The 22,938-nt window shown below is 60.1% G+C and carries 19 protein-coding genes; 12 read left to right on the forward strand and 7 right to left on the reverse strand.

Going from position 1 to position 22,938, the window contains the following annotated elements; all coding sequences use genetic code 11:
- Positions 1 to 563 precede the first annotated feature (563 nt).
- Entirely contained in the window at positions 564 to 1,745 is a 1,182-nt protein-coding gene (locus JZY08_RS13055) for a M20 aminoacylase family protein (protein WP_216330373.1), read from the forward strand.
- A 72-nt stretch (positions 1,746 to 1,817) separates the two neighbouring features.
- On the opposite strand, the gene JZY08_RS13060 is transcribed toward JZY08_RS13055, so the two are convergent.
- Positions 1,818 to 1,961: a hypothetical protein gene (locus tag JZY08_RS13060; RefSeq protein ID WP_003492573.1), complete on the reverse strand. Its 144-nt coding sequence runs from the start codon at positions 1,959 to 1,961 to the stop codon at positions 1,818 to 1,820.
- Between the two features lie 230 nt (positions 1,962 to 2,191).
- Between JZY08_RS13060 and JZY08_RS13065 the strand changes: the two genes are divergently transcribed.
- On the forward strand, positions 2,192 to 3,295 hold the full coding sequence (locus JZY08_RS13065; RefSeq protein WP_216330374.1) for an NAD(P)/FAD-dependent oxidoreductase: 1,104 nt from the start codon (positions 2,192 to 2,194) through the stop codon (positions 3,293 to 3,295).
- 2 nt (positions 3,296 to 3,297) lie between these two features.
- On the opposite strand, the gene JZY08_RS13070 is transcribed toward JZY08_RS13065, so the two are convergent.
- The 4 genes from JZY08_RS13070 to denD form a co-directional block, all read right to left on the reverse strand.
- Entirely contained in the window at positions 3,298 to 4,272 is a 975-nt protein-coding gene (locus JZY08_RS13070; RefSeq protein ID WP_216330375.1) for a threonine/serine dehydratase, read from the reverse strand.
- 109 nt (positions 4,273 to 4,381) lie between these two features.
- Complete coding sequence (locus JZY08_RS13075; RefSeq protein ID WP_216330376.1) at positions 4,382 to 6,166, reverse strand: IlvD/Edd family dehydratase; 1,785 nt, start codon at positions 6,164 to 6,166, stop codon at positions 4,382 to 4,384.
- Positions 6,167 to 6,175: 9 nt separating this feature from the next.
- Positions 6,176 to 7,078, reverse strand: a complete 903-nt coding sequence (locus JZY08_RS13080; protein ID WP_216330377.1) for an NAD(P)-dependent oxidoreductase — start codon at positions 7,076 to 7,078, stop codon at positions 6,176 to 6,178.
- Positions 7,075 to 8,061: a D-erythronate dehydrogenase gene (gene denD, locus JZY08_RS13085; protein WP_003492583.1), complete on the reverse strand. Its 987-nt coding sequence runs from the start codon at positions 8,059 to 8,061 to the stop codon at positions 7,075 to 7,077. The genes JZY08_RS13080 and denD overlap by 4 nt, the downstream gene beginning before the upstream one ends.
- Positions 8,062 to 8,261: 200 nt before the next feature.
- Between denD and JZY08_RS13090 the strand changes: the two genes are divergently transcribed.
- From JZY08_RS13090 to JZY08_RS13115, 6 genes are all read left to right on the forward strand, one after another.
- On the forward strand, positions 8,262 to 9,707 hold the full coding sequence (locus JZY08_RS13090; RefSeq protein ID WP_216330378.1) for an FAD-binding oxidoreductase: 1,446 nt from the start codon (positions 8,262 to 8,264) through the stop codon (positions 9,705 to 9,707).
- Positions 9,708 to 9,825: 118 nt separating this feature from the next.
- A complete protein-coding gene (locus JZY08_RS13095; protein ID WP_035241247.1) occupies positions 9,826 to 10,542 on the forward strand; it encodes a FadR/GntR family transcriptional regulator in 717 nt (238 codons plus the stop codon).
- Positions 10,543 to 10,749: 207 nt separating this feature from the next.
- A complete protein-coding gene (locus JZY08_RS13100; RefSeq protein ID WP_035241250.1) occupies positions 10,750 to 11,910 on the forward strand; it encodes a fumarylacetoacetate hydrolase family protein in 1,161 nt (386 codons plus the stop codon).
- Positions 11,911 to 11,931: 21 nt separating this feature from the next.
- Entirely contained in the window at positions 11,932 to 12,462 is a 531-nt protein-coding gene (locus JZY08_RS13105; protein ID WP_003492593.1) for a TRAP transporter small permease, read from the forward strand.
- Between the two features lie 4 nt (positions 12,463 to 12,466).
- Complete coding sequence (locus JZY08_RS13110; protein WP_003492595.1) at positions 12,467 to 13,744, forward strand: TRAP transporter large permease; 1,278 nt, start codon at positions 12,467 to 12,469, stop codon at positions 13,742 to 13,744.
- Between the two features lie 40 nt (positions 13,745 to 13,784).
- Entirely contained in the window at positions 13,785 to 14,792 is a 1,008-nt protein-coding gene (locus JZY08_RS13115; protein WP_003492596.1) for a TRAP transporter substrate-binding protein, read from the forward strand.
- Between the two features lie 109 nt (positions 14,793 to 14,901).
- Here the strand turns inward: JZY08_RS13115 and acs are convergent, their stop codons facing one another.
- Positions 14,902 to 16,857 (reverse strand): acetate--CoA ligase, encoded by a 1,956-nt coding sequence (gene acs / locus JZY08_RS13120; protein WP_216330379.1) that lies wholly within the window; start codon positions 16,855 to 16,857, stop codon positions 14,902 to 14,904.
- A gap of 235 nt (positions 16,858 to 17,092) precedes the next feature.
- Between acs and JZY08_RS13125 the strand changes: the two genes are divergently transcribed.
- Positions 17,093 to 17,794, forward strand: coding sequence for a DUF1013 domain-containing protein (locus JZY08_RS13125; protein ID WP_035241253.1), 702 nt, complete (start codon positions 17,093 to 17,095; stop codon positions 17,792 to 17,794).
- 59 nt (positions 17,795 to 17,853) lie between these two features.
- On the opposite strand, the gene JZY08_RS13130 is transcribed toward JZY08_RS13125, so the two are convergent.
- Positions 17,854 to 18,513, reverse strand: a complete 660-nt coding sequence (locus JZY08_RS13130) for a YggS family pyridoxal phosphate-dependent enzyme (protein ID WP_216330380.1) — start codon at positions 18,511 to 18,513, stop codon at positions 17,854 to 17,856.
- Between the two features lie 192 nt (positions 18,514 to 18,705).
- Here JZY08_RS13130 and leuS point away from each other — a divergent pair, with 192 nt between their 5' ends.
- The 3 genes from leuS to holA are packed head-to-tail and all read left to right on the forward strand — an operon-like array spanning position 18,706 to position 22,923.
- Positions 18,706 to 21,336: a leucine--tRNA ligase gene (leuS, locus tag JZY08_RS13135; RefSeq protein WP_216330381.1), complete on the forward strand. Its 2,631-nt coding sequence runs from the start codon at positions 18,706 to 18,708 to the stop codon at positions 21,334 to 21,336.
- The gene (gene lptE, locus JZY08_RS13140) at positions 21,329 to 21,874 is read left to right on the forward strand and encodes an LPS assembly lipoprotein LptE (RefSeq protein WP_253204024.1); all 546 of its coding nucleotides are present in this window, start codon (positions 21,329 to 21,331) and stop codon (positions 21,872 to 21,874) included. The genes leuS and lptE overlap by 8 nt, the downstream gene beginning before the upstream one ends.
- A gap of 11 nt (positions 21,875 to 21,885) precedes the next feature.
- Positions 21,886 to 22,923, forward strand: a complete 1,038-nt coding sequence (gene holA / locus JZY08_RS13145) for a DNA polymerase III subunit delta (protein ID WP_216330382.1) — start codon at positions 21,886 to 21,888, stop codon at positions 22,921 to 22,923.
- The last annotated feature ends 15 nt before the right edge of the window (positions 22,924 to 22,938 follow it).

The raw sequence follows: 22,938 nt of genomic DNA on the forward strand, positions 1-22,938 counted from the left end.
CTGAACTTTAGGGATACTTGTTCGACTTGACCGTCATTTTCGTCCGTGGCGGGAACACGCACGAAATCGGGCCACGCTATATTTATGACTTATCCTGAACCTTCGGTGAACCGGACTGCCCGCCTTGCGGAGCGGATCGTCAGACGGCGCATATCCGCAGGCGCGATGTCCCGCGGCGCAATCATTCCGAGATGTCTGCAAAGCCGGGGATCGGTCTGAAAGGGAGATTTTGGGCGACAGGAAAACTTTGTCCTGCGGCACGGCAACGCCGTTCCGACCGGATTTCGCTCCCTCCTCGACGGCGAAAATTGTTCGCGCAACGCCCGATAGTCCCCCGTTGACAACCTGAAGGGCAACACAGGGCCAAGAAGACCCGCGCCACATCCGAAAGGAGCTAATGCCCCAGGACGTCAATAGTTCCATGCCACCTGTCGCGGCACGATGCAAGCGCTGAATTTCAGGGCATTTCGGGTGCTGCAACACCCCTTACCTGCAACGCCATATGCTGCTATGTCCTTGCTGAAAGACGCCGGAAAAAAGCGGCGAAAACCGGGACTTCGAAAATGACCAGACAGACCGCAGACATCGCATCCTTTGCCAATCACATGCCCGATGTGGTGGCGATCCGCCACCACCTGCACCGCAATCCGGAAATCGGCCTTTCGGAGTTCAAAACCTCGGACTTCATTGCCGAACAGCTGGTGGAGATGGGCTACGAAGTGACGCGCGGGCTTGCCGGAACGGGTATCGTCGCCACGCTGCGCCATGGCGACAGCCCGCGAACTCTCGGCATCCGCGCCGATATTGACGCCCTGCCGATCCATGAGGAGACCGGAGCGGATTATGCGAGCGCCAACGAAGGTGTTATGCATGCCTGCGGCCATGACGGACATACGGCCATGCTTCTCGGCGCGGCGAAGATCATCGCCGAGCGCAAGAATTTCGACGGAACCCTGCATCTGATCTTCCAGCCGGCTGAGGAAAACTTCGGCGGCGCCCGCATCATGATCGAGGACGGACTGTTCGACCGCTTTCCCTGCGATGCGGTTTTTGCCCTTCATAACGATCCCGGCGTACCCTTCGGGCAATTCGTGCTGCGTGACGGGCCGGTCCTTGCCGCAGTCGATGAATGCAGGATCACCGTCAACGGTTATGGCGGCCACGGCGCGGAACCACAGGACGCGGCCGACCCCATCGTTGCAGGCGCGAGCATCATCATGGCTTTGCAGACCGTGGTGTCCCGCAACATCCATCCGCAACTCTCGGCCGTCGTCACCGTCGGCGCATTCCATGCCGGTGCTGCCAGCAACGTCATTCCCGAAAAGGCGGAGATGCTGCTTACCATCCGCTCCTTTGACGCAGGCGTGCGCGACGAGCTGGAAAAGCGCATCCGGGCGATCGCCGAAGGCCAGGCGGCCAGCTACGGCATGAGCGTCACCATCGACTACGAGCGCGGTTACAACGCGACGGTCAACCACAAGGCGGAAACGGATTATGTCGCCGATCTGGCCCGCCGTTTTGCCGGGGCCGAAAAGGTGGCTGAGATGCAGCGCCTGTCGATGGGCGCGGAAGACTTCGCCTACATGCTGGAAAAGCGGCCCGGCTGCTATTTCTTCCTTGGCACCGCGCGCACCGACAACGACCCGCCGCTGCATCATCCGAAATTCGATTTCAACGACGATATCCTGCCGATCGGAACCGCTTTCTGGGTCGATCTGGCAGAGGACTATCTCAAGGCGCGATAAACATGAAAAGGCCGGTCGGAGGAGCGACCGGCCTTTTATTCTCAAGCTTCCTGATGGGAAAAGTCGGGAGGATCAGGGAACGAGACCGAAGATAACGGCGGCGACAAAAGCCACGCACACACCGACAAGAGCCGCATGAACAGAATCCCGCCAGTTGCGCGGCGACTGGGGCTGCGAGACAAAGTCTTTTACTTTTCCTGCCTTGGAATAAGACATTGTACACTCCCTTCCTGATCGGCCCTTCGAAGCGGGCACTGCTCATTTCCACTAGAGAATAGCTTTATTCCCCACCGTTTCAGTAGAGATAAAATTCCATAAGATCGGTGCATCGGGAAAAATACGGATCGCGACTTGCCCACCGGCAAGCATCAATCTACCCATTGCGCAGGATCAACGCGGCGGATGGCATTTCCGTTCAAAATCATCGGCAGGCTCGGACAAGGACAATGACGGATATCGACGCCATCATCATCGGGGCCGGGGTGATAGGACTGGCGACGGGTCGTGAACTGGCAATGCGCGGCCTCTCCGTCATCATCCTCGAAAGCGAAAAGGAATTCGGCTCCGCCACCTCTTCGCGTAACAGCGAAGTCATTCACGCCGGGCTTTATTATCCGGCCGGAACCCTGAAGGCCCGCCTCTGCGTGGAGGGAAAGAAGCAGCTCTATGCCTTCTGCCAAAGCCACGGTGTTGCGCACCGCCGCTGCGGCAAGCTCATCGTGGCGGCAGACGAGGCGGAAACGGCCCTGCTGGTCGGACTGAAGGACAAGGGTTACGCCAATGGCTGCGACGACCTCGAACTGATCGACGCGCGGCAGGCGCTCTCGCTCGAACCTGCCCTCACCTGCGCAGCCGCCCTGCTCTCGCCTTCCACCGGCATTATCGACAGCCATGGCTATATGCTGGCCCTGCTCGGCGATGCGGAAGACCATGGCGCGGCCCTTGCGCTCAACGCCCCCTTCGAAAGGGCGGAAGCGACCGGCGAGGGTTTCCGGGTTCATGTGGGCGGAAAAGAGCCTCTCAGCCTGACATGCCGGCTGCTCGTCAATTCCGCCGGCCTTCTGGCGCCGATGGTGGCCAAAAAGATCGAGGGATTGCCGGAGCATGCGATACCGCAAGCGCGTTTCGCCAAGGGCAGCTATTTTTCGCTGGCCGGTAAGTCACCTTTTTCACGGCTCATCTACCCGGCACCGCACACCCACGGCCTTGGCGTGCATCTGACGCTTGATCTGGCCGGTCAGGCGCGTTTCGGGCCGGATGTGGAGTGGGTGGATACCGTGGATTATGCCGTCGATCCCCGCCGCATGGAGGGTTTCGGCGACGCCATACGCCGCTATTGGCCAGGCCTTCCCGAACATGCACTCACCCCGGCCTATTCCGGCATCCGCCCGAAAATTTCAGGTCCCGACGAACCGGCCATGGACTTCCGCATCGACGGGCCGGAAAAACACGGCCTTGCCGGCCTCGTCAATCTTTTCGGCATTGAAAGCCCCGGCCTGACCGCATCGCTGGCGATCGCCAATGAGGTCGCGATGCGGCTCGAGGCCTGATCTCAGCCAAATCGGGATAGCGCGTCCGCCATGATGCCCGGATCGACATTGCCGCCGGAGGCGACGGCAATTACGGTTTCACTCTCCAGTTCATCACCGTGAAACAGCGCCGCTGCCAGCGCTACCGCGCCACCCGGCTCGACGACGACCTTCAGCCGGTTGAAGGCGAGAACCATGGCCCGCAACGCTTCCTCCTCCGTCACGGCGATGCCTTTTCCGCAAAGCCCGGCCATGATCGGGAAGGTGATGTTACCGGGTTGCGGCGTGACGATCGCGTCGCAGATCGAACCGGATGTCGTGGCGTTACGCTCGATCCTGCCCGAGGCAAGGGAGCGCGCCACATCGTCGAACCGCTCCGGTTCCGACGTCCTGACCTTGTAGTTCGGCGCTTTCGCTGCAAGTGCCAGGGAAATGCCGGAGGTGAGGCCGCCGCCACCGCAGGGCACCAGAACCTCGGCCGCATCGATGCCCAGCTCCGCGCCCTGTTCGGCAATCTCCAGCCCCACCGTCCCCTGCCCGGCAATGACCAGCGGTTCGTCATAGGGCCTGATCAGCGTCAGCCCACGCTCGCGAGAAATGCGATCTCCGATGGCGTCGCGATCCTCGTTCGCCCGGTCATAGAGCACCACCTCCGCACCATAAGCACGGGTATTGTCGATTTTGATTTTCGGCGCATCGGACGGCATGATGATGACGGCAGGCACGCCGTGCAGGCGGGCGGCAAGTGCGACACCCTGGGCATGGTTGCCGGAGGAAAAGGCGATCACGCCCTTGGCGCGCACCTCCGCTGGCAGGCCGGAGACGGCCGACCAGCCGCCGCGAAACTTGAAGGAACCCGTTCTCTGCAGGCATTCAGCCTTTACGAACAGCTTCCGCCCGGCAATTTCGTCCAGAAAAGGCGATGAGAGAAGCGGTGTGCGAACCGCATGGTTGCCGATGCGCCCACGCGCGGCTTCTATCATCGAAATATCTGTCATGTCCTGCCCCTGTGATGCGGATTTGCGGATACATTAAGAGGTCGCAGTCAATTGCGAAACCGCCCGGAAAAGAAAAATCCCCGGACGTGGCCGGGGATTTTGTCCTATATTAATGATTGTGCCGGGGCATCTTTTCGGCAATACGGCGGAAATCCGCGGCCCCTTCCAGAACCGCACCATCCGAAAGCTGCGTCACCGACTGGCGGTAGATGCGCTGCCAGGGCGTTGCATCCGCAGGAACCGCGGGAATGCCATCGGCCTTGCGGGCTGCAAGCTCCGCCTCCGCCACCAGCACATTGCATTGGCCCTGATTGAAATCGATGCGGATCACATCGCCGGTGCGAAGCCATGCCAGTCCGCCGCCTGCGGCACTTTCCGGCGAGGCGTTGAGAATGGACGGGCTGTCCGCCGTTCCCGATTGCCGGCCGTCGCCGATCGTCGGCAGGCTGGTGATGCCCTTTTTCAACAGCGCGTCCGGCGGCTGCATGTTCACGACCTCGGCCGAACCCGGCCAGCCGAGCGGCCCCGCCCCGCGAATGACGAGAATGGTGCGCTCATCGATATCCAGCGCTGGATCGTTGATGCGGGCATGATAGTCTTCCGAACCATCGAACACCACGCATTTACCCTCGAAAATTCCCTCGCGTCCCGGCTCGCTCAGATAACGCTGGCGGAATTCCGCCGAAATCACGCTCGTCTTCATGATGGCGAAATCGAACAGATTGCCCTTGAGAACGAGGAAACCGGCCCGCTCTTTCAGCGGCTTGTCGTAAGGCAGGATCACGTCGCGGTCAGTCGATTCCCGGCCTTCCAGATTTTCCGCCATGGTCTTGCCAGTCACGGTCGGACAGCCCCCATTGAGCTTACCAGCCTTCAGAAGCTCCCACATGATGGCGGGCGTGCCGCCGGCGCGGTGATATTTCTCACCCAGCCATTTACCGGCTGGCTGGACATTGGCGATGAGCGGAATGTCGTAACCGTGGACCTGCCAGTCCTCCTCGCGAAGCTCGACGCCCGCATGTTTGGCCATCGCCGCCAGATGCGGCTGGGCATTGGTGGAGCCGCCGATTGCCGAATTGACGCGGATAGCGTTCAAAAACGCCTCGCGCGTCATGATGTCGGAAGGCTTGATATTTTCGACAACAAGTTCGACGGCGCGGCGGCCGGTGCGATAGGCCATCTGACCGCGTTCGCGGTAAGCGGCAGGGATCGCGCCGCAGCCGGTCAGCGACATGCCGAGCGCTTCCGCCATGGCATTCATGGTCGATGCCGTACCCATGGTATTGCAGTGACCGACGGAAGGCGCGGATTCCAGCGCCGCCTGCAGGAATTCCTCGCGGGTGATTTCGCCCGCGCCGTATTTGCGGCGCATGCGCCAGATGACAGTACCGGAGCCGACCAGATCACCATCATGGTACCCGTCGAGCATCGGCCCGCCGGACAAGACGATGGCCGGAATATCGACAGTACTAGCCGCCATCAGCGCCGAAGGCGTGGTCTTGTCGCAGCCCGTGGTCAAAACGACGCCATCGAGCGGATAGCCGTAAAGCACTTCCACAAGGCTGAGATAGGCGAGATTGCGGTCAAGCGCCGCTGTCGGGCGCTTGCAGTTTTCGAACATCGGATGGGTCGGAAACTCGATGGGGATGCCGCCGGCATCGCGGATACCATCGCGCACCCGCTTGACCAGTTCCACATGGACGCGGTTGCACGGTGTCAGGTCGCTGCCGCTCTGGGCAATGCCGATGACCGGCTTGCCGGAACGCAGCTCCTCCGGCGTCACGCCATAATTCATGAAACGTTCCAGATAGAGCGCCGTCATGTCGAGATGGTCGGGATAGTCGAACCAGTCCTGCGACCGCAGGCGGGGCATCGGTGTCTTCTCGTCGCTCATGAACCTGCCTCAGCCCTGTTCCCGGTTATTCAGTTTTTCGAGGTAAAGCAGGATGCCGCTATGGTCGATATCGGCACCGCCGTCACCGACGAAGTCATCGAATTCCCGCGTCACCTGCTGGGTAAGCGGCAGGTTGAGAGACAGATCCTTCGCCGTCGCCAGCACGCCGTTCAGATCCTTGAGCTGGAACTTGGAGGGACCACCCGGCACGAAATTGCGCTTCACCATGCGGTCGCCATGTAATTCCAGGATCCGGCTTTCGGCAAAACCGCCGCGAATGGCGTTGCGGAATCCTTCACGCGATGCACCGCCCGCTTCCACCAGCATCATCGCCTCTGCTACCGCGCCGATGGTGATGGCGACGATCTGCTGATTGGCGAGCTTGCAGAGCTGGCCCGCACCCGAGGGACCGACATAGGTAAGCCTGCCCATCGGCGCAAATACGTCGGACAGACCGGACACCAGCGCTTCGTCCCCGCCGGCCATGATAGCCAGCGTGCCCGCGGTTGCGCCCGGCACACCGCCAGAGACCGGCGCATCGATATGATGAATGCCGAGAGCCTTAAGCCGGGAGGAGTGTTCGCGCGCAATAGGCGGTGCAATCGAGCTGCTGTCGATTACGACCGCGCCTTTTTCCAGCGCTTCGGCCACTCCGGCCTCGAACAGCACCTCGCCCACGGCTTTGCCATCGCTCAGCATGGTGATGACGATATCGGCACCCTTGGCGGCCTCGGCCGGCGATGCCGCGAGAACCGCACCATCGGCAACCAGCGCCTCAGCCTTTTCGACGCTGCGGTTCCAGACCGAAACCGAAAAGCCGGCACCCAGCAGACGCCGGGCCATCGGCCCGCCCATCAGGCCGGTGCCGATAAAGGCAACCGACCGCTTCTTCTCCTCCCCATTGATACTCATTTCAGCGAACCTCCCAGTTCGTCCTCGATATGAACCTGAATGATCTCTTCGAAGGAACTTTCGGCCGTAAAGCCAAGTTCGCGGGCGCGCTTTGCTTCGAAACCGGGGGCCCAGCCTTCGCACATGCGCATGATCATCTCATTGGGCTCGCGGCGGATGAGGGCAACGGCCTTTTCGCCGGCAACCTTGCGCAGTGCTTCGATCTGTTCGCCAACGGTGGCGCTGAGGCCGGGCATGGACAGGTTGCGGCGCGGACCGACCTTATCCACGTCGATCGTTGCGCCATGGATCAGGAAACCGACGGCGGAACGCGGCGAGGCGTGCCAGTGGCGAATGCTTTCCGGCACCGGCAGAACCGCTTCTTGGCCGACCAGCGGCTCGCGCAGGATATTGGAGAAGAAGCCGGAAGCGGCCGCATTCGGCTTGCCGGGGCGGATGCAGATGGTCGGCAGGCGAATGCCGATACCGTCGAAGAAACCGCGACGGCTGTAATCGGACAGCAGCAGTTCGCAAATCGCCTTCTGCGTACCGTAGCTGGTCAGCGGCGTGGTGTGGAATTCATCCGGGATCGGATAGGGAAGCGGCGCACCGAAGACGGCGATCGACGAGGTGAAGACCACGCGCGGCTTGTAACCATCCTTGCCGTTGGCAATGCGGATGGCGTCGAAGAGATAACGCGTGCCATCGAGATTGATGCGGTAGCCCTTGTCGAAATCGAGCTCGGCTTCGCCGGACACGATGGCAGCGAGGTGAAAGATGGCGTCTGGACGGGTCTCAACCAGCTTTTCGGCTTCGCCCGGCGCAGACAGATCCGCCGCGCGCGCATCGACCACACCCGAAAAACCGGCGGGCGCTTCAGGCTGGAAAACGTCGATAAGCGTGAACTTGTCGATCGGCTTGCCACCAAGCGATCCGTCCTTGACGAGACGCTGCGTCAGCTTGCGGCCAACCATACCTGCGGCGCCGATGATTGCGATATGCATGTCTTCCTCCTCTTTGTCCCGGTCATTCTCCCGAGACCGAAAAAACATCATCGGCCAGTCGACCGATAAATTAGCTTGTAAGGTTGTCTGATAACCTTATATGATCGGATTGAAAATAGTATTTTTTCACAAACCGGCAAAAGCAAGGGCGAAAGACCCTTGTCCGGGTATTTTAGGGCGGATTGGACGGAGAGGGTGGAATGACGATCGTGAGCGAACACGATATCGAGGAATTGCGGTTCTCGTTGAAAAACAGGCTCGGCGAGGCTTTGCTGCTGACATCGCAGGAAGACATGCTGCGCTATTGCCGCGACTGGCACGGCGACGTCACCAGTTCTGCCGTGGCCGTCATCCGCCCCCGGTCAACCAAGGAAGTCTCCGACACGGTTCGCGCCTGCGCCGAGCTCGGCCTCTCCATCATTCCCCAGGGCGGCAATACCGGTCTTGTTCTGGGCGGTATTCCCGATGCGCCGAAGCGGCAGGTCGTGCTGAGCCTCGAGCGCATGAACGCCATCCGCACCATAGACAGCGACGATTTTTCGGCCGTCGTCGAAGCCGGCTGCATTCTGTCGGAATTCAAGGATGCTGTTCAGGATGAGGGAATGTTCTTCCCGTTGTCGCTTGGCGCACAGGGCAGCTGCCGCATTGGCGGCAACGTCTCCACCAATGCCGGCGGCATCAATGTCCTGCGCTACGGCATGACCCGCGAACTGGTGTTGGGTCTCGAAGTGGTATTGCCTGATGGCACCATCTGGAATGGCCTGTCGACGCTGCGCAAGGACAATCGCGGCATCGATCTCAAGCAGCTTTTCATCGGCGCCGAAGGAACGCTCGGCATCATCACTGCCGTTGCCGTCAAGCTTTACCCCAATCCCGAACATGTCGAGACCGCACTGCTCGGCCTCAACTCGCTGGATGACGCCATCAAGCTTTACCGTCGCGCCCGCCGCGAATGCTGTGACCTGATGTCCGCCTTCGAATTCATGCCGCCCGTCGCCTTCACGCTGGCGATCGAGGCCATACCCGACCTCAAAATGCCGATCGCCGGCGATTATCCGGCCTATGTTCTGATGGAAATTTCAGGCTCCGGTCTGGTCGATACCGCGGACCTGATGGGACGCTTCCTCGAAGGCGTCATGGAAGACGGCCTGGTGCTGGACGGCGTCATCGCCTCCTCGCGCGCGCAGGCGCAGTCGCTGTGGCTTTTCCGCGAGGGCATGAACGAAGGCCAGGCGCTGCGCGGTAGCCATATGCGCACCGACATTTCGGTGCCGCTGTCCAAACTCGCGGCTTTCGTGGCCGAGGCGGAAGCGGAACTGGCGGAAAAGCTGCCGGAGTGCCTCGCGGTTTCCTACGGCCATGTCGGAGACGGCAACGTCCACCTCAACGTCCTGCCGCCCAACGGTTCGGCGCCGGAAGAGCGCGACGCCTTCATCTACAAGTCGAAGACACTCGTTAACGAGGTGCTCGACCGCTACGTCGGCAGCATCAGCGCCGAGCACGGCATCGGCCGTCTGAAGCGCTCCGATTTCGAGAGCCGGCTATCTGATGTGCAGCGCCGGATGATCACGGGGCTGAAAAACGCCTTCGACCCCGATTTGCGGATGAATCCCGGTTGCCAGATAAGCCTACAACCGGATAGCTAATCGAAGAATGGCAGAGGCGTCCGGGTACGCCGCCTTTGAAAACCCCGCTGGCGGCGAAGGAGGAAGTCGCTGCCGCGGGAGAAAACGAACCAATCGTTTCTGTGGAACGGGAGCAACCATGACGCTGGAGTTCAATCAGATACATCGCAACGACCATCTTCCCGGCCGTATCGCCGCGGAGATCGCCCGCGAGATCAATGATTCGAAACTCGGGCCGGGCGACAGGCTGCCGACGGAACATGTTCTGGCGAAAACCTTCGGCGTCAGCCGCTCGGTCATTCGCGAGGCGATCGCGCAACTGCGTAACGAGGGCTTTGTCGAAACGCGCCAAGGCGTGGGCGCATTCGTCACCGATCCCCGGCAGAGACTGTCCATCCGCATCGAGCGGTCCCGCCTGAACGACCCGGAAAATTTCCGCGATCTTTTCCAGCTTCGCATGCCGCTGGAAATCGAGGCCGCGGGCTTGGCCGCACTTCACCGCAGCCCACAGCAATTGGCGCGCCTGGCGGCAGCGCTCGAAAAGATGAAAACCGCCGACGACTGGTCGACGGAAGGCGTTGCGGCCGATCTCGACTTCCACCGCATTTTGGCGGAAGCGACCGAGAACGAATATTTCCTGATGTTTCTCGGCTTTATTGCGGAACGCATCAGCTCCGCCATCAACATCGCTTTCTCGCGCGCTGTTTTCGGAGAAATTCTCGAGGTGACGATCGCTGAACATGTGGCCATCTACGAGGCCGTCGAACGCGCCGATGCGACTGCGGCAAAGAACGCCATGCGCAAGCACCTGATCGGCGCGGCAAGCCGGGTTAACCTCGAACTGGATATTTTCTAGAGGGTGGAATAAAGGACCGAACCGCAAAGCTATAGGACAGGTTTCACGGCTTTCCGGTAATCCAGAGGCGAAAGACGATAATTTTGTCCGCGAGACCGCTAGACTCGGCAGAAAAGTCATACTAAGAAGAATGGGATTAGGTTGTCAGACATCCAGACAATAAGACCGCAGGAGGCGGATTGTCCGGAGGCTGAAGGGGAGGACTACATGACCGGCACAAGGTCCATCGACGCTACCGCAATTTTGCCTGAAGATTTCCAGAACGCGCTGCTCGTCGGCCGCGTCTGGTCGAAAAGCGAAGGCGGTCCCTGCCCGGTCCTGCTCAAGGACGGCGTCCTTTACGACCTCACCTCTATCTCGCCCACCATGTCGGAACTTCTGGAAAAGACGGATCTGGTGGAGCGGCTCGCCGACACCGGCACTTTCGTCGCCCTCGGCTCGCTTGAAGCCTTTCTGGACGGCTCCGCCGGCGAACTTCTTGCCCCCAATGACATTCAGGCCGTCAAGGCCGCAGGCGTCACCTTCGCCGACAGCATGCTGGAACGCGTGATCGAAGAACAGGCCAAGGGTGACCCGCTTCGCGCGCAGGAAATCCGCGGAAGACTGGCACCGGTTCTCGGCGACAATCTGAAGGGACTTGAGGCCGGCTCCGAAAAGGCCGCCGAAGTGAAGAAACTGCTCCAGGAAATGGGCCTCTGGTCGCAATATCTGGAAGTGGGCATTGGCCCGGATGCGGAAATTTTCTCCAAGGCGCAGGCCATGGCTTCCGTCGGCTGCGGTGCGCTGATCGGCGTTCACCCGAAATCGCAGTGGAACAACCCGGAACCGGAAGTGGTGCTGGCCATCGCTTCCGACGGCCGCATCGTCGGCGCGACGCTTGGCAACGACGTCAATCTTCGCGATTTCGAAGGCCGTTCCGCCCTGCTTCTCAGCAAGGCGAAGGACAACAACGCTTCCTGCGCCATCGGTCCTTTCATCCGCCTGTTCGATGGCAACTTCACCATCGAAGACGTGAAGAAGTCGCAGATATCGCTTCTGGTCGAAGGCGAAGACGGCTTCACCATGACGGGCGTCAGCCCCATGGAAGCGATCAGCCGCACACCGGAAAACCTCGCTTCGCAGCTCTTGAACCGCAACCATCAATATCCTGACGGTGCTGTCTTTTTCCTTGGCACGATGTTCGCCCCGGTGAAGGATCGCCATGGCCCAGGCCTCGGTTTCACCCATTCAAAAGGTGACCGTGTCGAAATCTCCACGCCCAAGCTCGGCAAGCTGATCAATTGGGTCACGACGACCGACGAATGCCCGGAATGGACATTCGGCACGACGGCCCTGATGCGCAATCTGGCGAAACGAGGGCTACTCTAGATATTTCTTCGGGAGGGGAAAATGCAAAAGACCATCAATCTCTTTTATCGGATTCTCGAAATCATTCTCGTCCTGCTGCTCGCCGGCATGTCGATCATGGTCTTCGTTAACGTCGTCATGCGTTATACGATGAATTCCGGCATCAACATCTCGGAAGAACTGTCGCGATATTTCTTCGTATGGCTGACCTTCATCGGCGCCGTGCTGACCTTCCGCGAAAACAGCCACATGGGCATTGAAACGCTCGTGATGTTCCTGTCGCGCCGCGCCCGCATCGTATGCATGATTGCGTCGAACATCATCATTCTGGCCTGTTCCGCCATCTTCTTCTGGGGAACGTGGAAGCAGTCCGCCATCAATGCCAGCATGCATGCGCCCGTCACCAAGCTTTCGATGATCTGGGTCTATGGCATTGGCATGTTCACCGGCGGCCTGATGTTCATCATCGCACTGGAACGCCTGTACCGCTATGTGACCGGTCGCGTGACAGAGGACGAAATCGCCCAGTTCGCGGGCGAGAACCTCACGATCGAACAGCTTTCGGAGCGCTGATACCATGACACTTTTCGTTTTTGTCGGCTCTCTTCTGGGAGCCATGGCGATTGGCGTTCCCGTCGCTTTCTCGCTGATGTTCTGTGGCGTCGTGCTCATGTGGTACATGGGCATGTTCAACACCGCGATCATCGCCCAGAACATGATCTCGGGCGCGGACACCTTCACGCTGCTTGCCATCCCCTTCTTCATTCTGGCTGGCGAACTGATGAATTCCGGCGGTCTTTCCCGCCGCATCATCGACTTTGCGATCGCGCTCGTCGGCCATATCCGTGGCGGCCTCGGCATCGTGGCGATCGTCGCGGCCATCATCATGGCCAGCATCTCCGGTTCTGCGGCAGCTGATACCGCAGCCCTTGCCGCAATCCTGATCCCGATGATGGCGAAGGCCGGTTACAACATTCCGCGCTCCGGTGGCCTCATCGCCGCAGGCGGCATCATCGCCCCGGTCATTCCGCCGTCCATGGCCTTCATCGTCTTCGGTGTTGCCGCCAACGTGTCAATCACTCAGCTTTTCCTCGCCGGCATCGTTCCTGGTATTCTGATGGGCACATCGCTCATCATCGCCTGGCTGATCGTGGTGCGTAAGGACAACGTAAAGCCCCTGCCCAAGACTTCGGGCAAGGAACGTCTGCTCGTGACTGCTCGTGCCGGCTGGGCGCTCGGCATGCCTGTTATCATTCTCGGCGGCATCAAGGCGGGCATCATGACGCCGACGGAAGCTGCCGTCGTCGCGGCTGCCTACGCGCTTTTCGTCGGCATGGTGATCTACCGCGAACTGAAACCGGCGGATCTGTTCCACGTGCTTCTGCGCGCCGCCAAGAGCACGTCCATCATCATGTTCCTGGTTTGCGCGGCGCTCGTCTCCGCATGGCTCATCACGGCAGCGAACATTCCGAACGAAGTCGCGGGTTATATCGAGCCGCTGATCGACCGCCCGATGCTTCTCATGGCCGCCATGATGGTACTGGTCTTCATTGTCGGAACCGCACTCGACCTGACGCCGACCATCCTGATCCTGACGCCTGTTCTGATGCCAATCGTCAAACAGGCGGGCATCGACCCGGTCTATTTCGGTGTCCTCTTCATCATCAACAACGCCATCGGCCTGATTACCCCTCCGGTTGGCGTCGTTCTGAACGTTGTCAGCGGCGTCGGCCGCATCCCGCTCGGCAAGGTTACGGTCGGCGTCTGGCCGTTCCTCGTTGCCGAAACCATCGTCCTGGCGCTGCTCGTGATTTTCCCGGACATCGTTCTCGTACCGCTGCAATATCTCCGCTAATCCGCAACCGCTTCTCGAACACAATCCAAGGGAGGATATTATGAGAAAGCTTCTTCTGACCACCACGGCCATCGCTTTCGCCGTTGGCGCCGCAGCGCCGGCAATGGCCGAATTCAACAGCCGCAACATCCGCGTTTCGAACGGCATCAACCAGGACCACCCGGTCGGCAACGGTATCAAGGCCATGCAGGCCTGCCTCGACGACAAGTCGGGCGGCAAGCTGAAGCTGACGGCATTCTGGGGTGGCGCTCTCGGCGGTGACCTTCAGGCAACTCAGGCCCTGCGTTCCGGCGTTCAGGAAGCCGTCGTGACGTCCTCTTCGCCCCTCGTCGGCCTCATCCCGTCGCTTGGCGTGTTCGACCTGCCGTTCCTCTTCGCCAATGACAAGGAAGCCGATGCCGTCATGGACGGCGCCTTCGGCGACATGATGAACAAGAAGCTGGAAGAGCAGGGTCTCGTGAACCTCGCTTACTGGGAAAATGGCTTCCGCAACCTGTCGAACTCCAAGCATGCCGTTACGAAGTGGGAAGACTTCTCCGGTCTCAAGGTTCGCGTGATGCAGAACAACATCTTCCTCGACACCTTCCAGAACCTCGGCGCCAATGCGACGCCGATGGCTTTCGGCGAAGTTTTCTCGGCGCTTGAAACCAACGCGATCGACGCGCAGGAAAACCCCTATGTGACGATCGACACCTCCAAGTTCTACGAGGTGCAGAAGTACATCACCGAGACGAACCACGCCTACACGCCGTTCCTTTTCCTCTTCTCCAAGCCGATCTTCGACAGCTACACGCCCGAAGAACAGACCGCCCTGCGTGAATGCGCAGTCGTGGGCCGCGACGAAGAGCGCAAGGTCATCCGCGATCTGAACCAGAAGTCGCTGGAAAAGATCAAGGCTGCCGGTCTTGAGGTGAACTCGCTGTCTCCGGAAGAGCAGGCCCGTATCCGCGAGAAGTCGATGGTCGTCTACGAAAAGCACAAGGCTGAAATCGGCGCTGATGTCGTTGACGCCGTTCTGGCCGACCTCAAGAAGATCCGCGGCCAGTAAGCCCATCTGACTGAAATGAAAAACACCCGGAGGTTCCGCCTCCGGGTGTTTTTATTTGCGGAAAACTCAGGCCAGAAAAAAGGCTGCCGAAGCAGCCTTTTTATGAAAATCAGGACGCCGTGCGGTTCTGCCGGTTGGCGATGAGATCTTCCACCACCGCCGGATCGGCGAGCGTCGACGTATCCCCCAGCGCGCCGAAATCGTCCTCGGCGATCTTGCGCAGGATACGCCGCATGATCTTGCCGGAACGGGTCTTCGGCAGGCCCGGTGCGAACTGGATCTTGTCCGGCGTCGCGACCGGACCGATCTCGTTGCGCACGTGCTTTACCAGCTCTTCGCGCAGCGCATAATCACCGTTCTGGCCTGCCATCAGCGTGACATAACAATAGATGCCCTGCCCCTTGATGGGATGCGGATAACCGACCACGGCCGCTTCCGAAACCTGGTGATGCGACACCAGTGCGGACTCCACCTCGGCGGTGCCGAGGCGGTGGCCGGAAACGTTCAGGACGTCATCGACGCGGCCGGTGATCCAGTAATAGCCGTCCTCATCGCGCCGGCAGCCGTCACCGGTGAAGTACTTGCCCTTGTAGGTCGAGAAATAGGTATCGATAAAGCGCTGGTGATCGCCATAAACGGACCGCGACTGGCCCGGCCAGCTGTCGATGATGCAGAGGTTGCCGTCCGCCGGGCCCTCCAGCACCTTGCCTTCGGCATCGACAAGCTGCGGCTGCACGCCGAAGAACGGCCTTGTCGCCGAGCCGGGTTTCAGATCGGTCGCGCCCGGTAGCGGCGAGATGAGAATGCCGCCGGTTTCGGTCTGCCACCATGTGTCGACGATGGGGCTCTTGTCCTCGCCGACCACATGGTAATACCACTCCCAGGCTTCCGGATTGATTGGCTCGCCCACCGTGCCGAGAAGCCGGAGGCTGGAGCGCGACGAACGCGTAACGAACTGGTCGCCCGCCCCCATCAGCGATCGGAGCGCCGTCGGTGCGGTGTAGAAGATATTGACCTTGTGCTTGTCGATGACTTCCCAGAAGCGGCCCTGATCCGGGAAGTTGGGCACGCCCTCGAACATCAGCGTCGTCGCGCAGTTCGCAAGCGGCCCATAGACGATGTAGGAATGGCCGGTGACCCAGCCGACATCGGCGGTACACCAATAGACCTCACCATCCTTGTAATCGAACACATATTCATGCGTCATCGACGTATAGACGAGGTAACCACCCGTGGTGTGCAGCACGCCCTTGGGCTTGCCGGTGGAGCCCGACGTATAAAGGATGAACAGCGGATCTTCCGCGCGCATCTTCACGGGCGGGCAATCCGGTTTCACGGTGGCGATTTCCTGATGGTACCAGACGTCACGGCCCGGCGCCCAGCCGGTCTTGCCGCCGGTGCGGCGCACGACCAGAACCTTGTTGACGATGACATATTGCTTGGCGGCAATATCGATCGCCTTGTCGGTGTTTTCCTTCAGCGGGATCGGCTTGCCGCCGCGCACGCCTTCATCGCAGGTGATGACGAAGGTGGACTGGCAGTCGACGATACGGCCCGCCAGCGCCTCTGGCGAGAACCCGCCGAACACGACGGAATGGATGGCGCCGATGCGCGCGCAGGCGAGCATGGCATAGGCCGCCTCGGGAATCATCGGCATGTAGATGGTGACGCGGTCACCCTTCTTCACGCCGTGCTTCTTCAGCACGTTCGCCAGTCGGCAGACATAGTCGTAAAGCTGGTTATAGGTGATCTTCTTGTCGATATAGGGATTGTCACCTTCCCAGATGATCGCCGTGCGCTCGCCATGCGTCTTCAGATGCCGGTCGATACAGTTATAGGAGACGTTGGTCAGGCCGTCCTCGAACCACTTGATCGGCACCCGTCCCTTGAAGGACGTGTTCTTGACCTTGGTATAGGGCTTGAACCAGTCGATCCGCCGGCCGTGCTTGTCCCAGAACTTTTCTGGATCCTCGACGCTCTCCTGATACCATTTCTGGTAACGCTCATTGTCGATGAGCGTGCGGGCCTTCGCCGATTTGAGCACCGGATAGATTTTGGCAGACATGAACTCCTCCTGAAACCAAGTATGTCTTGTTTTAGCGCGCGCCGAGAGACTCCCATCCTCAGGCATGTGGTGAATTCATAGCAGGTCGATGACTGACGGCAATTAGACAAAGGCATTTGTTTTGCAAAGAATTGCAATTATGATGCAATCCGGTTATAGAGCGCCAATATCCCGGAAATCAGTGGTTGATACCACGCCCGCGACACCGGCGCGGACGGACAGAAGGACTGTATCTATGGCTCAACAATTGCTCATGCCAAAAGCTACGGCTGTATGGCTGGTTGACAACACCGCGCTGTCGTTCGATCAGATCGCCACGTTCTGCAAACTGCATCCGCTCGAAGTCAAGGCGATTGCCGACGGTGAAGCCGCGCAGGGCATCAAGGGCCTCGACCCGATCGCGACCGGACAGCTTTCCCGCGACGAGATCGCCCGCGCTGAAGGCAACCCCAACCACAAGCTCAAGCTTTCCGAGCCGAAGGTCCGTGTGCCGGAATCCAAGCGCCGCGGCCCGCGTTATACGCCAGTTTCCAAGCGCCAGGATCGTCCGAACGCCATTCTCTGGCTGGTTCGTAACCACCCGGAACTGAAGGATGCGCAGATTTCGCGCCTCGTCGGCACGACCAAATCCACCATCGAGCAGATTCGCGACCGCACCCACTGGAATTCGGCCAACCTGACGCCGATGGACCCGGTGACGCTTGGCCTCTGCAGCCAGATCGATCTCGACCTCGAGGTTGAACGCGCCTCGCGCGGCCGTCCGCTGCCGACTGCCGAAGAACTCGGCAACACGCTGCAGCCGGCAACGGTGACGGAAGGTCTGGACTATAACTTCCAGCGCGAGGAAGACGAACAGATCGATGCCGACGCCGTCTTCAAGAAGCTCAGCTCGCTGAAGTCGACACCGAAGGACGAAGACGAGGACGATCACTACTGATCGGACGTCTTGCATTCATTTAAAACCCGGCCGCAGTGCCGGGTTTTTTGTTGAATGGTTTATCGCGCGCCGAAGATCGCCGAGCCGACCCGCACGCTGGTGGCGCCGAATTCAACGGCAGTCTCGAAATCGCCTGACATGCCCATGGAAAGCTTCTCGAGGCCGCATTGTTTTGCAAGCTTTGCCAGAAGCGCGAAATGCGGGCCGGGATTTTCCTCCGCCGGCGGAATGCACATCAGTCCCTCCACCGGCAATTTCAGCTCGTCCCGGCAAAGAGCAACGAAGGCGACCGTCTCGCGCGGATCGATGCCAGCCTTCTGCGGCTCAAGCCCCGTATTGACCTGCACATAAAAACGAAGGCTGCGGCCCTGTTTGGCACATTCTTCGGACAGCGCACGGGCGATTTTCTCCCGGTCGATGCTCTGTATGACGTCAAACAGCGCGACGGCATCCGACGCCTTGTTGGATTGCAGCGGACCGATCAGATGCAGTTCGATGTCAGGTGTCTTCTCTTTCAGGCCAGGCCACTTGCCCTGCGCTTCCTGAACACGATTCTCACCGAACACGCGCTGGCCACTGTCGATGACCGGCTGGATGGTCTCCGCATCGAATGTCTTCGAGACGGCGACGAGCGTAACCTCGTCAGCCCTGCGACCGGATTTTTCCGCAGCTTCCGCGATACGCTGCCTGACATCCTCAAGACGTGCTTCGATTTCCATCACAGAACCTTTATTTGAACCATTCGCAAGCTAACTAGACGCCGATTGCCTTGATGCCAAGCGGGTTTAGCACCATTTGAGGCACGCTGGCCAAGATTGAACGCCCGGACGCCCCGCCAAACTTGACGCCCCGGTCGTTTCATGGTGAAGGTCAGCGCAAATTTTTCCCCTCGATACCCGGAATTCAGAACAATGGCCATCGAACGTTACAATCCTCGCGACGCCGAGCCGCGCTGGCAGCAGAAATGGAACGAAGACAAGGTTTTCGTCACCGACAACAGCGATCCGCGTGAGAAGTATTACGTTCTAGAGATGTTTCCCTACCCGTCGGGACGCATTCACATGGGCCACGTCCGCAACTATGCCATGGGCGACGTCGTCGCCCGCTACAAGCGTGCGCGCGGCTTCAACGTTCTGCACCCGATGGGCTGGGACGCCTTCGGCATGCCTGCGGAAAACGCAGCCATGCAGAACAAGGTTCATCCGAAGGACTGGACCTACCAGAACATCGCCACCATGCGCGGCCAGCTGAAGTCCATGGGCCTGTCGCTGGACTGGACCCGTGAATTCGCGACCTGCGACGTGGAATATTACCACCGCCAGCAGGCGCTGTTCGTCGACTTCATGGAAAAGGGGCTGGTTTACCGCAAGCAGTCCAAGGTCAACTGGGATCCGGTCGACCATACCGTTCTCGCCAACGAGCAGGTGATCGACGGACGCGGCTGGCGCTCCGGCGCGCTGGTCGAGCAGCGCGAACTGACGCAATGGTTCTTCCGCATCACCGATTTCAGCCAGGATCTGCTGGACGAGCTGGACACGCTGGACCAATGGCCGGAAAAAGTGCGCCTGATGCAGAAGAACTGGATCGGCCGCTCCGAAGGCCTGTCGCTGCGCTGGCAGACAGTTGCTGGCACAGTGCCGGAAGGTTTTTCCGACATCACCGTCTATACGACGCGTCCGGACACCCTGTTCGGCGCATCCTTCCTGGCGATTGCCGCAGACCACCCGCTGGCAAAAGAATTGTCGGCGAACAACCCCGATATCGCCGAGTTCTGCGATGAATGCCGCCGCCATGGCACCTCCCTGGCCGCGCTGGAAACAGCAGAAAAGAAGGGCATCGATACCGGCGTCAAGGTCGTGCACCCGCTCGATCCGACCTGGGAACTGCCCGTCTATGTCGCCAATTTCGTATTGATGGATTACGGCACCGGCGCGATTTTCGGCTGCCCGTCCGGCGACCAGCGCGATCTGGATTTCGCCCGCAAATACGGCCTGCCCGTCGTGGCCGTCGTCGCACCCGAAGGTCCCGATGCCGCAAGCTTCACCGTTGAAGACACAGCCTTCACCGATGATGGAGTTATGATCAATTCCGGCTTCCTGAACGGCATGAAGACGGCTGACGCCTTTGAGGCAGTCGTGCAGAAGCTCTCCGCCGAGATGCTGGGCAATGCGCCGCAGGCTGAGCGCAAGGTCAATTTCCGCCTGCGCGACTGGGGCATCTCCCGCCAGCGCTACTGGGGTTGCCCTATCCCCGTCATCCATTGCGAAGTCTGCGGTGTTGTGCCGGTTCCGAAGAAGGACCTGCCGGTCAAGCTGCCCGATGACGTGACCTTCGACGTGCCCGGCAACCCGCTGGACCGCCACCCCACGTGGCGTCACGTCGCCTGCCCGCAATGCGGCCATGACGCGCGTCGCGAAACCGACACGATGGATACTTTCGTCGATTCCAGCTGGTATTACACCCGCTTCACCGCGCCGTGGGAAGACCAGCCAACCGACCCGAAGGTGGCCAACCACTGGCTGCCCGTCGATCAGTATATCGGCGGCATCGAGCATGCGATCCTGCATCTGCTCTATTCCCGCTTCTTCACCCGTGCCATGCGCGAGACAGGCCATGTGGGCGTCAAGGAGCCCTTCAAGGGCCTGTTCACACAGGGCATGGTGGTGCACGAGACCTACAGCCATGGCGAAGGCACTGGCCGCGAATGGATAGCACCCGCCGACCTGCGCATAGAGGAGACGGACGGCGCTCGCCGGGCTTTCCTTCTGTCCTCCGGCGCCGAAGTCAAGATCGGCTCGATCGAGAAGATGTCGAAGTCGAAGAAGAACGTGGTCGACCCGGATGACATCATCGCATCCTATGGGGCGGACACCGCGCGCTTCTTCGTCCTGTCGGATTCTCCGCCCGATCGTGACGTCATCTGGTCGGAAGCTGGCGTGGAGGGCGCAAATCGATTCGTCCAGCGCGTTTGGCGCATCATCGGCGAAGCAGCCGAGGAACTGAAGAACGTTCAGCCGAAGCCTGCGACCGAAGGTGAAGGCCTGGCAGCGTCCAAGGCGGCCCACAAGACGCTGAAGGCCGTTCAAGAAGATCTGGACAAGCTCGCCTTCAACAAGGCGATAGCCCGCGTTTACGAACTGGTCAACGCCCTGGCCGGCCCGCTTGCCGATGTCGCGGCGGGCGGCAAGCCGGATGATGTGAAGGCAGCGGCACGCGATGCCGTCGAAATCCTCATCCGCATCATTGCCCCCATGACGCCGCATCTGGCCGAAGAATGCTGGTCGGCACTGGGGAACACGGGTCTCGTCGCCCAGACGCCATGGCCAGCTTTCGTGCCCTCGCTGGTCGAGGAAAACGATGTGGTGATGCCCGTTCAGGTCAACGGCAAGAAGCGCGGCGAATTGACAATCGCGCGCGATGCGGATCAAGATGCGGTCCGCACGGCCGCCCTTGCGCTGGATGCCGTGAAATCTATTCTTGCCGGTGGCGAGCCCAAGAAAGTCATCGTGGTTCCGCAGAGGATTGTGAACATTGTTGTCTGACGTTTTTTTGAGATGGAGCCGCGTCGCGGCAGCAATTTCCGTCGTGATGATGGCTGGTCTTCTGGCGGGCTGCCAGGTGCGCCCGCTTTATGGCGAGGCTTCCGGAACCAAGGAAAGGCTGGCGGCTGTCAGCGTTTCCGACGTCGGTGGAAGAGTTGGGCAGGAAGTCCGCAATCAGCTGATCTTTCTGATGGCGGGTGGCGCAGGCCAGCCGGCAACGGCACAGTATAACGTCAAGATTTCCGTAAGCTCTAGCTCCTCAACGACGGAAGTGCAGAATTACGACCTGACGACCCGCGCGAACAACAATTACGACGGCCCCTATCCCGGCCGTGTGGTGATGACCGGCAACTACGTTCTGACCCGTATTTCCGATGGTCAGATCCTGCGCTCCGCACGCCGCAGCGTAACGGCGCAGGTGGATCTGCCGCAGCAGGAATTCGCCAAGATCAGGGCAACCCGCGATGCTGAAAACCGGGCGGCCCGCGAACTGGCTGAAATCATCCGCACCGATATCGCCGCCACTCTCGGCCGCTGAGAACCGCGGCCGTGGCGGAGATAAAATCGCATGAGTTTGAGCGCTTCGCCGAAAACCCGGCGGAGCGCTTTCGCGTTTTTGTGCTCTATGGCCCAGATCGGGGCCTCGTATCGGAGCGGGCCAACCTCATCGCTAAAAAAACCGGCATCGATCCCGATGACGCCTTTGCATCACTGAAACTGGCCGCATCCGACCTGCAGGGTGATCCCGGCCGCCTCCTCGATGAGGTCAACGCCATTGGTCTCTTCGGTGGTGAAAAACTCGTCTGGATCAAAGGTGCGTCGGCTGAGAAGGCACTGGTGGATGCGCTCCAGATACTGGCCGAGACACCACCCGAAGCAAGTTTCCTAATCATCGAGGCGGGTGACCTCAAAAAAGGCACCGGGCTGCGCAAGATCGCAGAACCCGCGCGCTCGATCGCCGCAATCCCCTGTTATGCGGATGATGCGCGCTCGTTGAACGCACTGATCGATCAGGAGCTGTCGGCCGACAATCTGCGCATCGCGCCGGCCGCACGGCAGAGACTGATTGAATCGCTCGGCGGCGACCGCATTGCCTCGCGCAACGAAATCCGCAAGCTGGCGCTTTACTGCCGTGGCGCGGAAGTGATCGAGGAAGACGACGTGCTGGCGATCATCGGCGATGCCAGCACGGTTTCCGCTGACGACGCGGTCGACGCCATTCTCAAAGGTGACAGAAACGCCTTTTTCCACGCGACCCAGAAGATCATCTCGTCAAAGACGCCGATTTTTCTGGTGCTTCAGGGTTGCCTCAAGCAATTCCAGCTGCTCGACCAGATGCGGGCCGAAATGGACGAGAAAAAGCAGCAGGCCGGTCAGGTCATGCAAACGCTCGGACGCCACATCCATTTTCGCAGAAAGCCGATGATCGAAAGGGCACTGCGCACATGGCAGCCAGCGGCGATTGCCCGCGAGATGAACCGCCTCCAGGCCGCCATATTGCAAAGCCGCCAGCGGCAAAGCCTGGAAGAAAGCGTGGCCCTTCTGACCCTGCTTTCGACCACGCTGCAATCCGGCCGAGGTGGCTGAACTTCAGCAAAAAGC

It is taken from the genome of Rhizobium sp. X9 (assembly GCF_018873185.1).
In the GTDB taxonomy this organism is placed as follows: Bacteria; Pseudomonadota; Alphaproteobacteria; order Rhizobiales; family Rhizobiaceae; genus Agrobacterium; species Agrobacterium oryzihabitans.

Coding starts and splice junctions, on each gene's coding strand:
- JZY08_RS13125 (WP_035241253.1), top strand. CDS start 17,093: ATGGCTCAACAATTGCTCATGCCAAAAGCTACGGCTGTATGGCTGGTT.
- JZY08_RS13070 (WP_216330375.1), bottom strand. CDS start 4,272: ATGACAGATATTTCGATGATAGAAGCCGCGCGTGGGCGCATCGGCAAC.
- JZY08_RS13090 (WP_216330378.1), top strand. CDS start 8,262: ATGACGATCGTGAGCGAACACGATATCGAGGAATTGCGGTTCTCGTTG.
- JZY08_RS13105 (WP_003492593.1), top strand. CDS start 11,932: ATGCAAAAGACCATCAATCTCTTTTATCGGATTCTCGAAATCATTCTC.
- JZY08_RS13065 (WP_216330374.1), top strand. CDS start 2,192: ATGACGGATATCGACGCCATCATCATCGGGGCCGGGGTGATAGGACTG.
- JZY08_RS13075 (WP_216330376.1), bottom strand. CDS start 6,166: ATGAGCGACGAGAAGACACCGATGCCCCGCCTGCGGTCGCAGGACTGG.
- acs (WP_216330379.1), bottom strand. CDS start 16,857: ATGTCTGCCAAAATCTATCCGGTGCTCAAATCGGCGAAGGCCCGCACG.
- JZY08_RS13110 (WP_003492595.1), top strand. CDS start 12,467: ATGACACTTTTCGTTTTTGTCGGCTCTCTTCTGGGAGCCATGGCGATT.
- JZY08_RS13080 (WP_216330377.1), bottom strand. CDS start 7,078: ATGAGTATCAATGGGGAGGAGAAGAAGCGGTCGGTTGCCTTTATCGGC.
- JZY08_RS13115 (WP_003492596.1), top strand. CDS start 13,785: ATGAGAAAGCTTCTTCTGACCACCACGGCCATCGCTTTCGCCGTTGGC.
- JZY08_RS13055 (WP_216330373.1), top strand. CDS start 564: ATGACCAGACAGACCGCAGACATCGCATCCTTTGCCAATCACATGCCC.
- denD (WP_003492583.1), bottom strand. CDS start 8,061: ATGCATATCGCAATCATCGGCGCCGCAGGTATGGTTGGCCGCAAGCTG.
- leuS (WP_216330381.1), top strand. CDS start 18,706: ATGGCCATCGAACGTTACAATCCTCGCGACGCCGAGCCGCGCTGGCAG.
- JZY08_RS13095 (WP_035241247.1), top strand. CDS start 9,826: ATGACGCTGGAGTTCAATCAGATACATCGCAACGACCATCTTCCCGGC.
- JZY08_RS13060 (WP_003492573.1), bottom strand. CDS start 1,961: ATGTCTTATTCCAAGGCAGGAAAAGTAAAAGACTTTGTCTCGCAGCCC.
- JZY08_RS13100 (WP_035241250.1), top strand. CDS start 10,750: ATGACCGGCACAAGGTCCATCGACGCTACCGCAATTTTGCCTGAAGAT.
- JZY08_RS13130 (WP_216330380.1), bottom strand. CDS start 18,513: ATGGAAATCGAAGCACGTCTTGAGGATGTCAGGCAGCGTATCGCGGAA.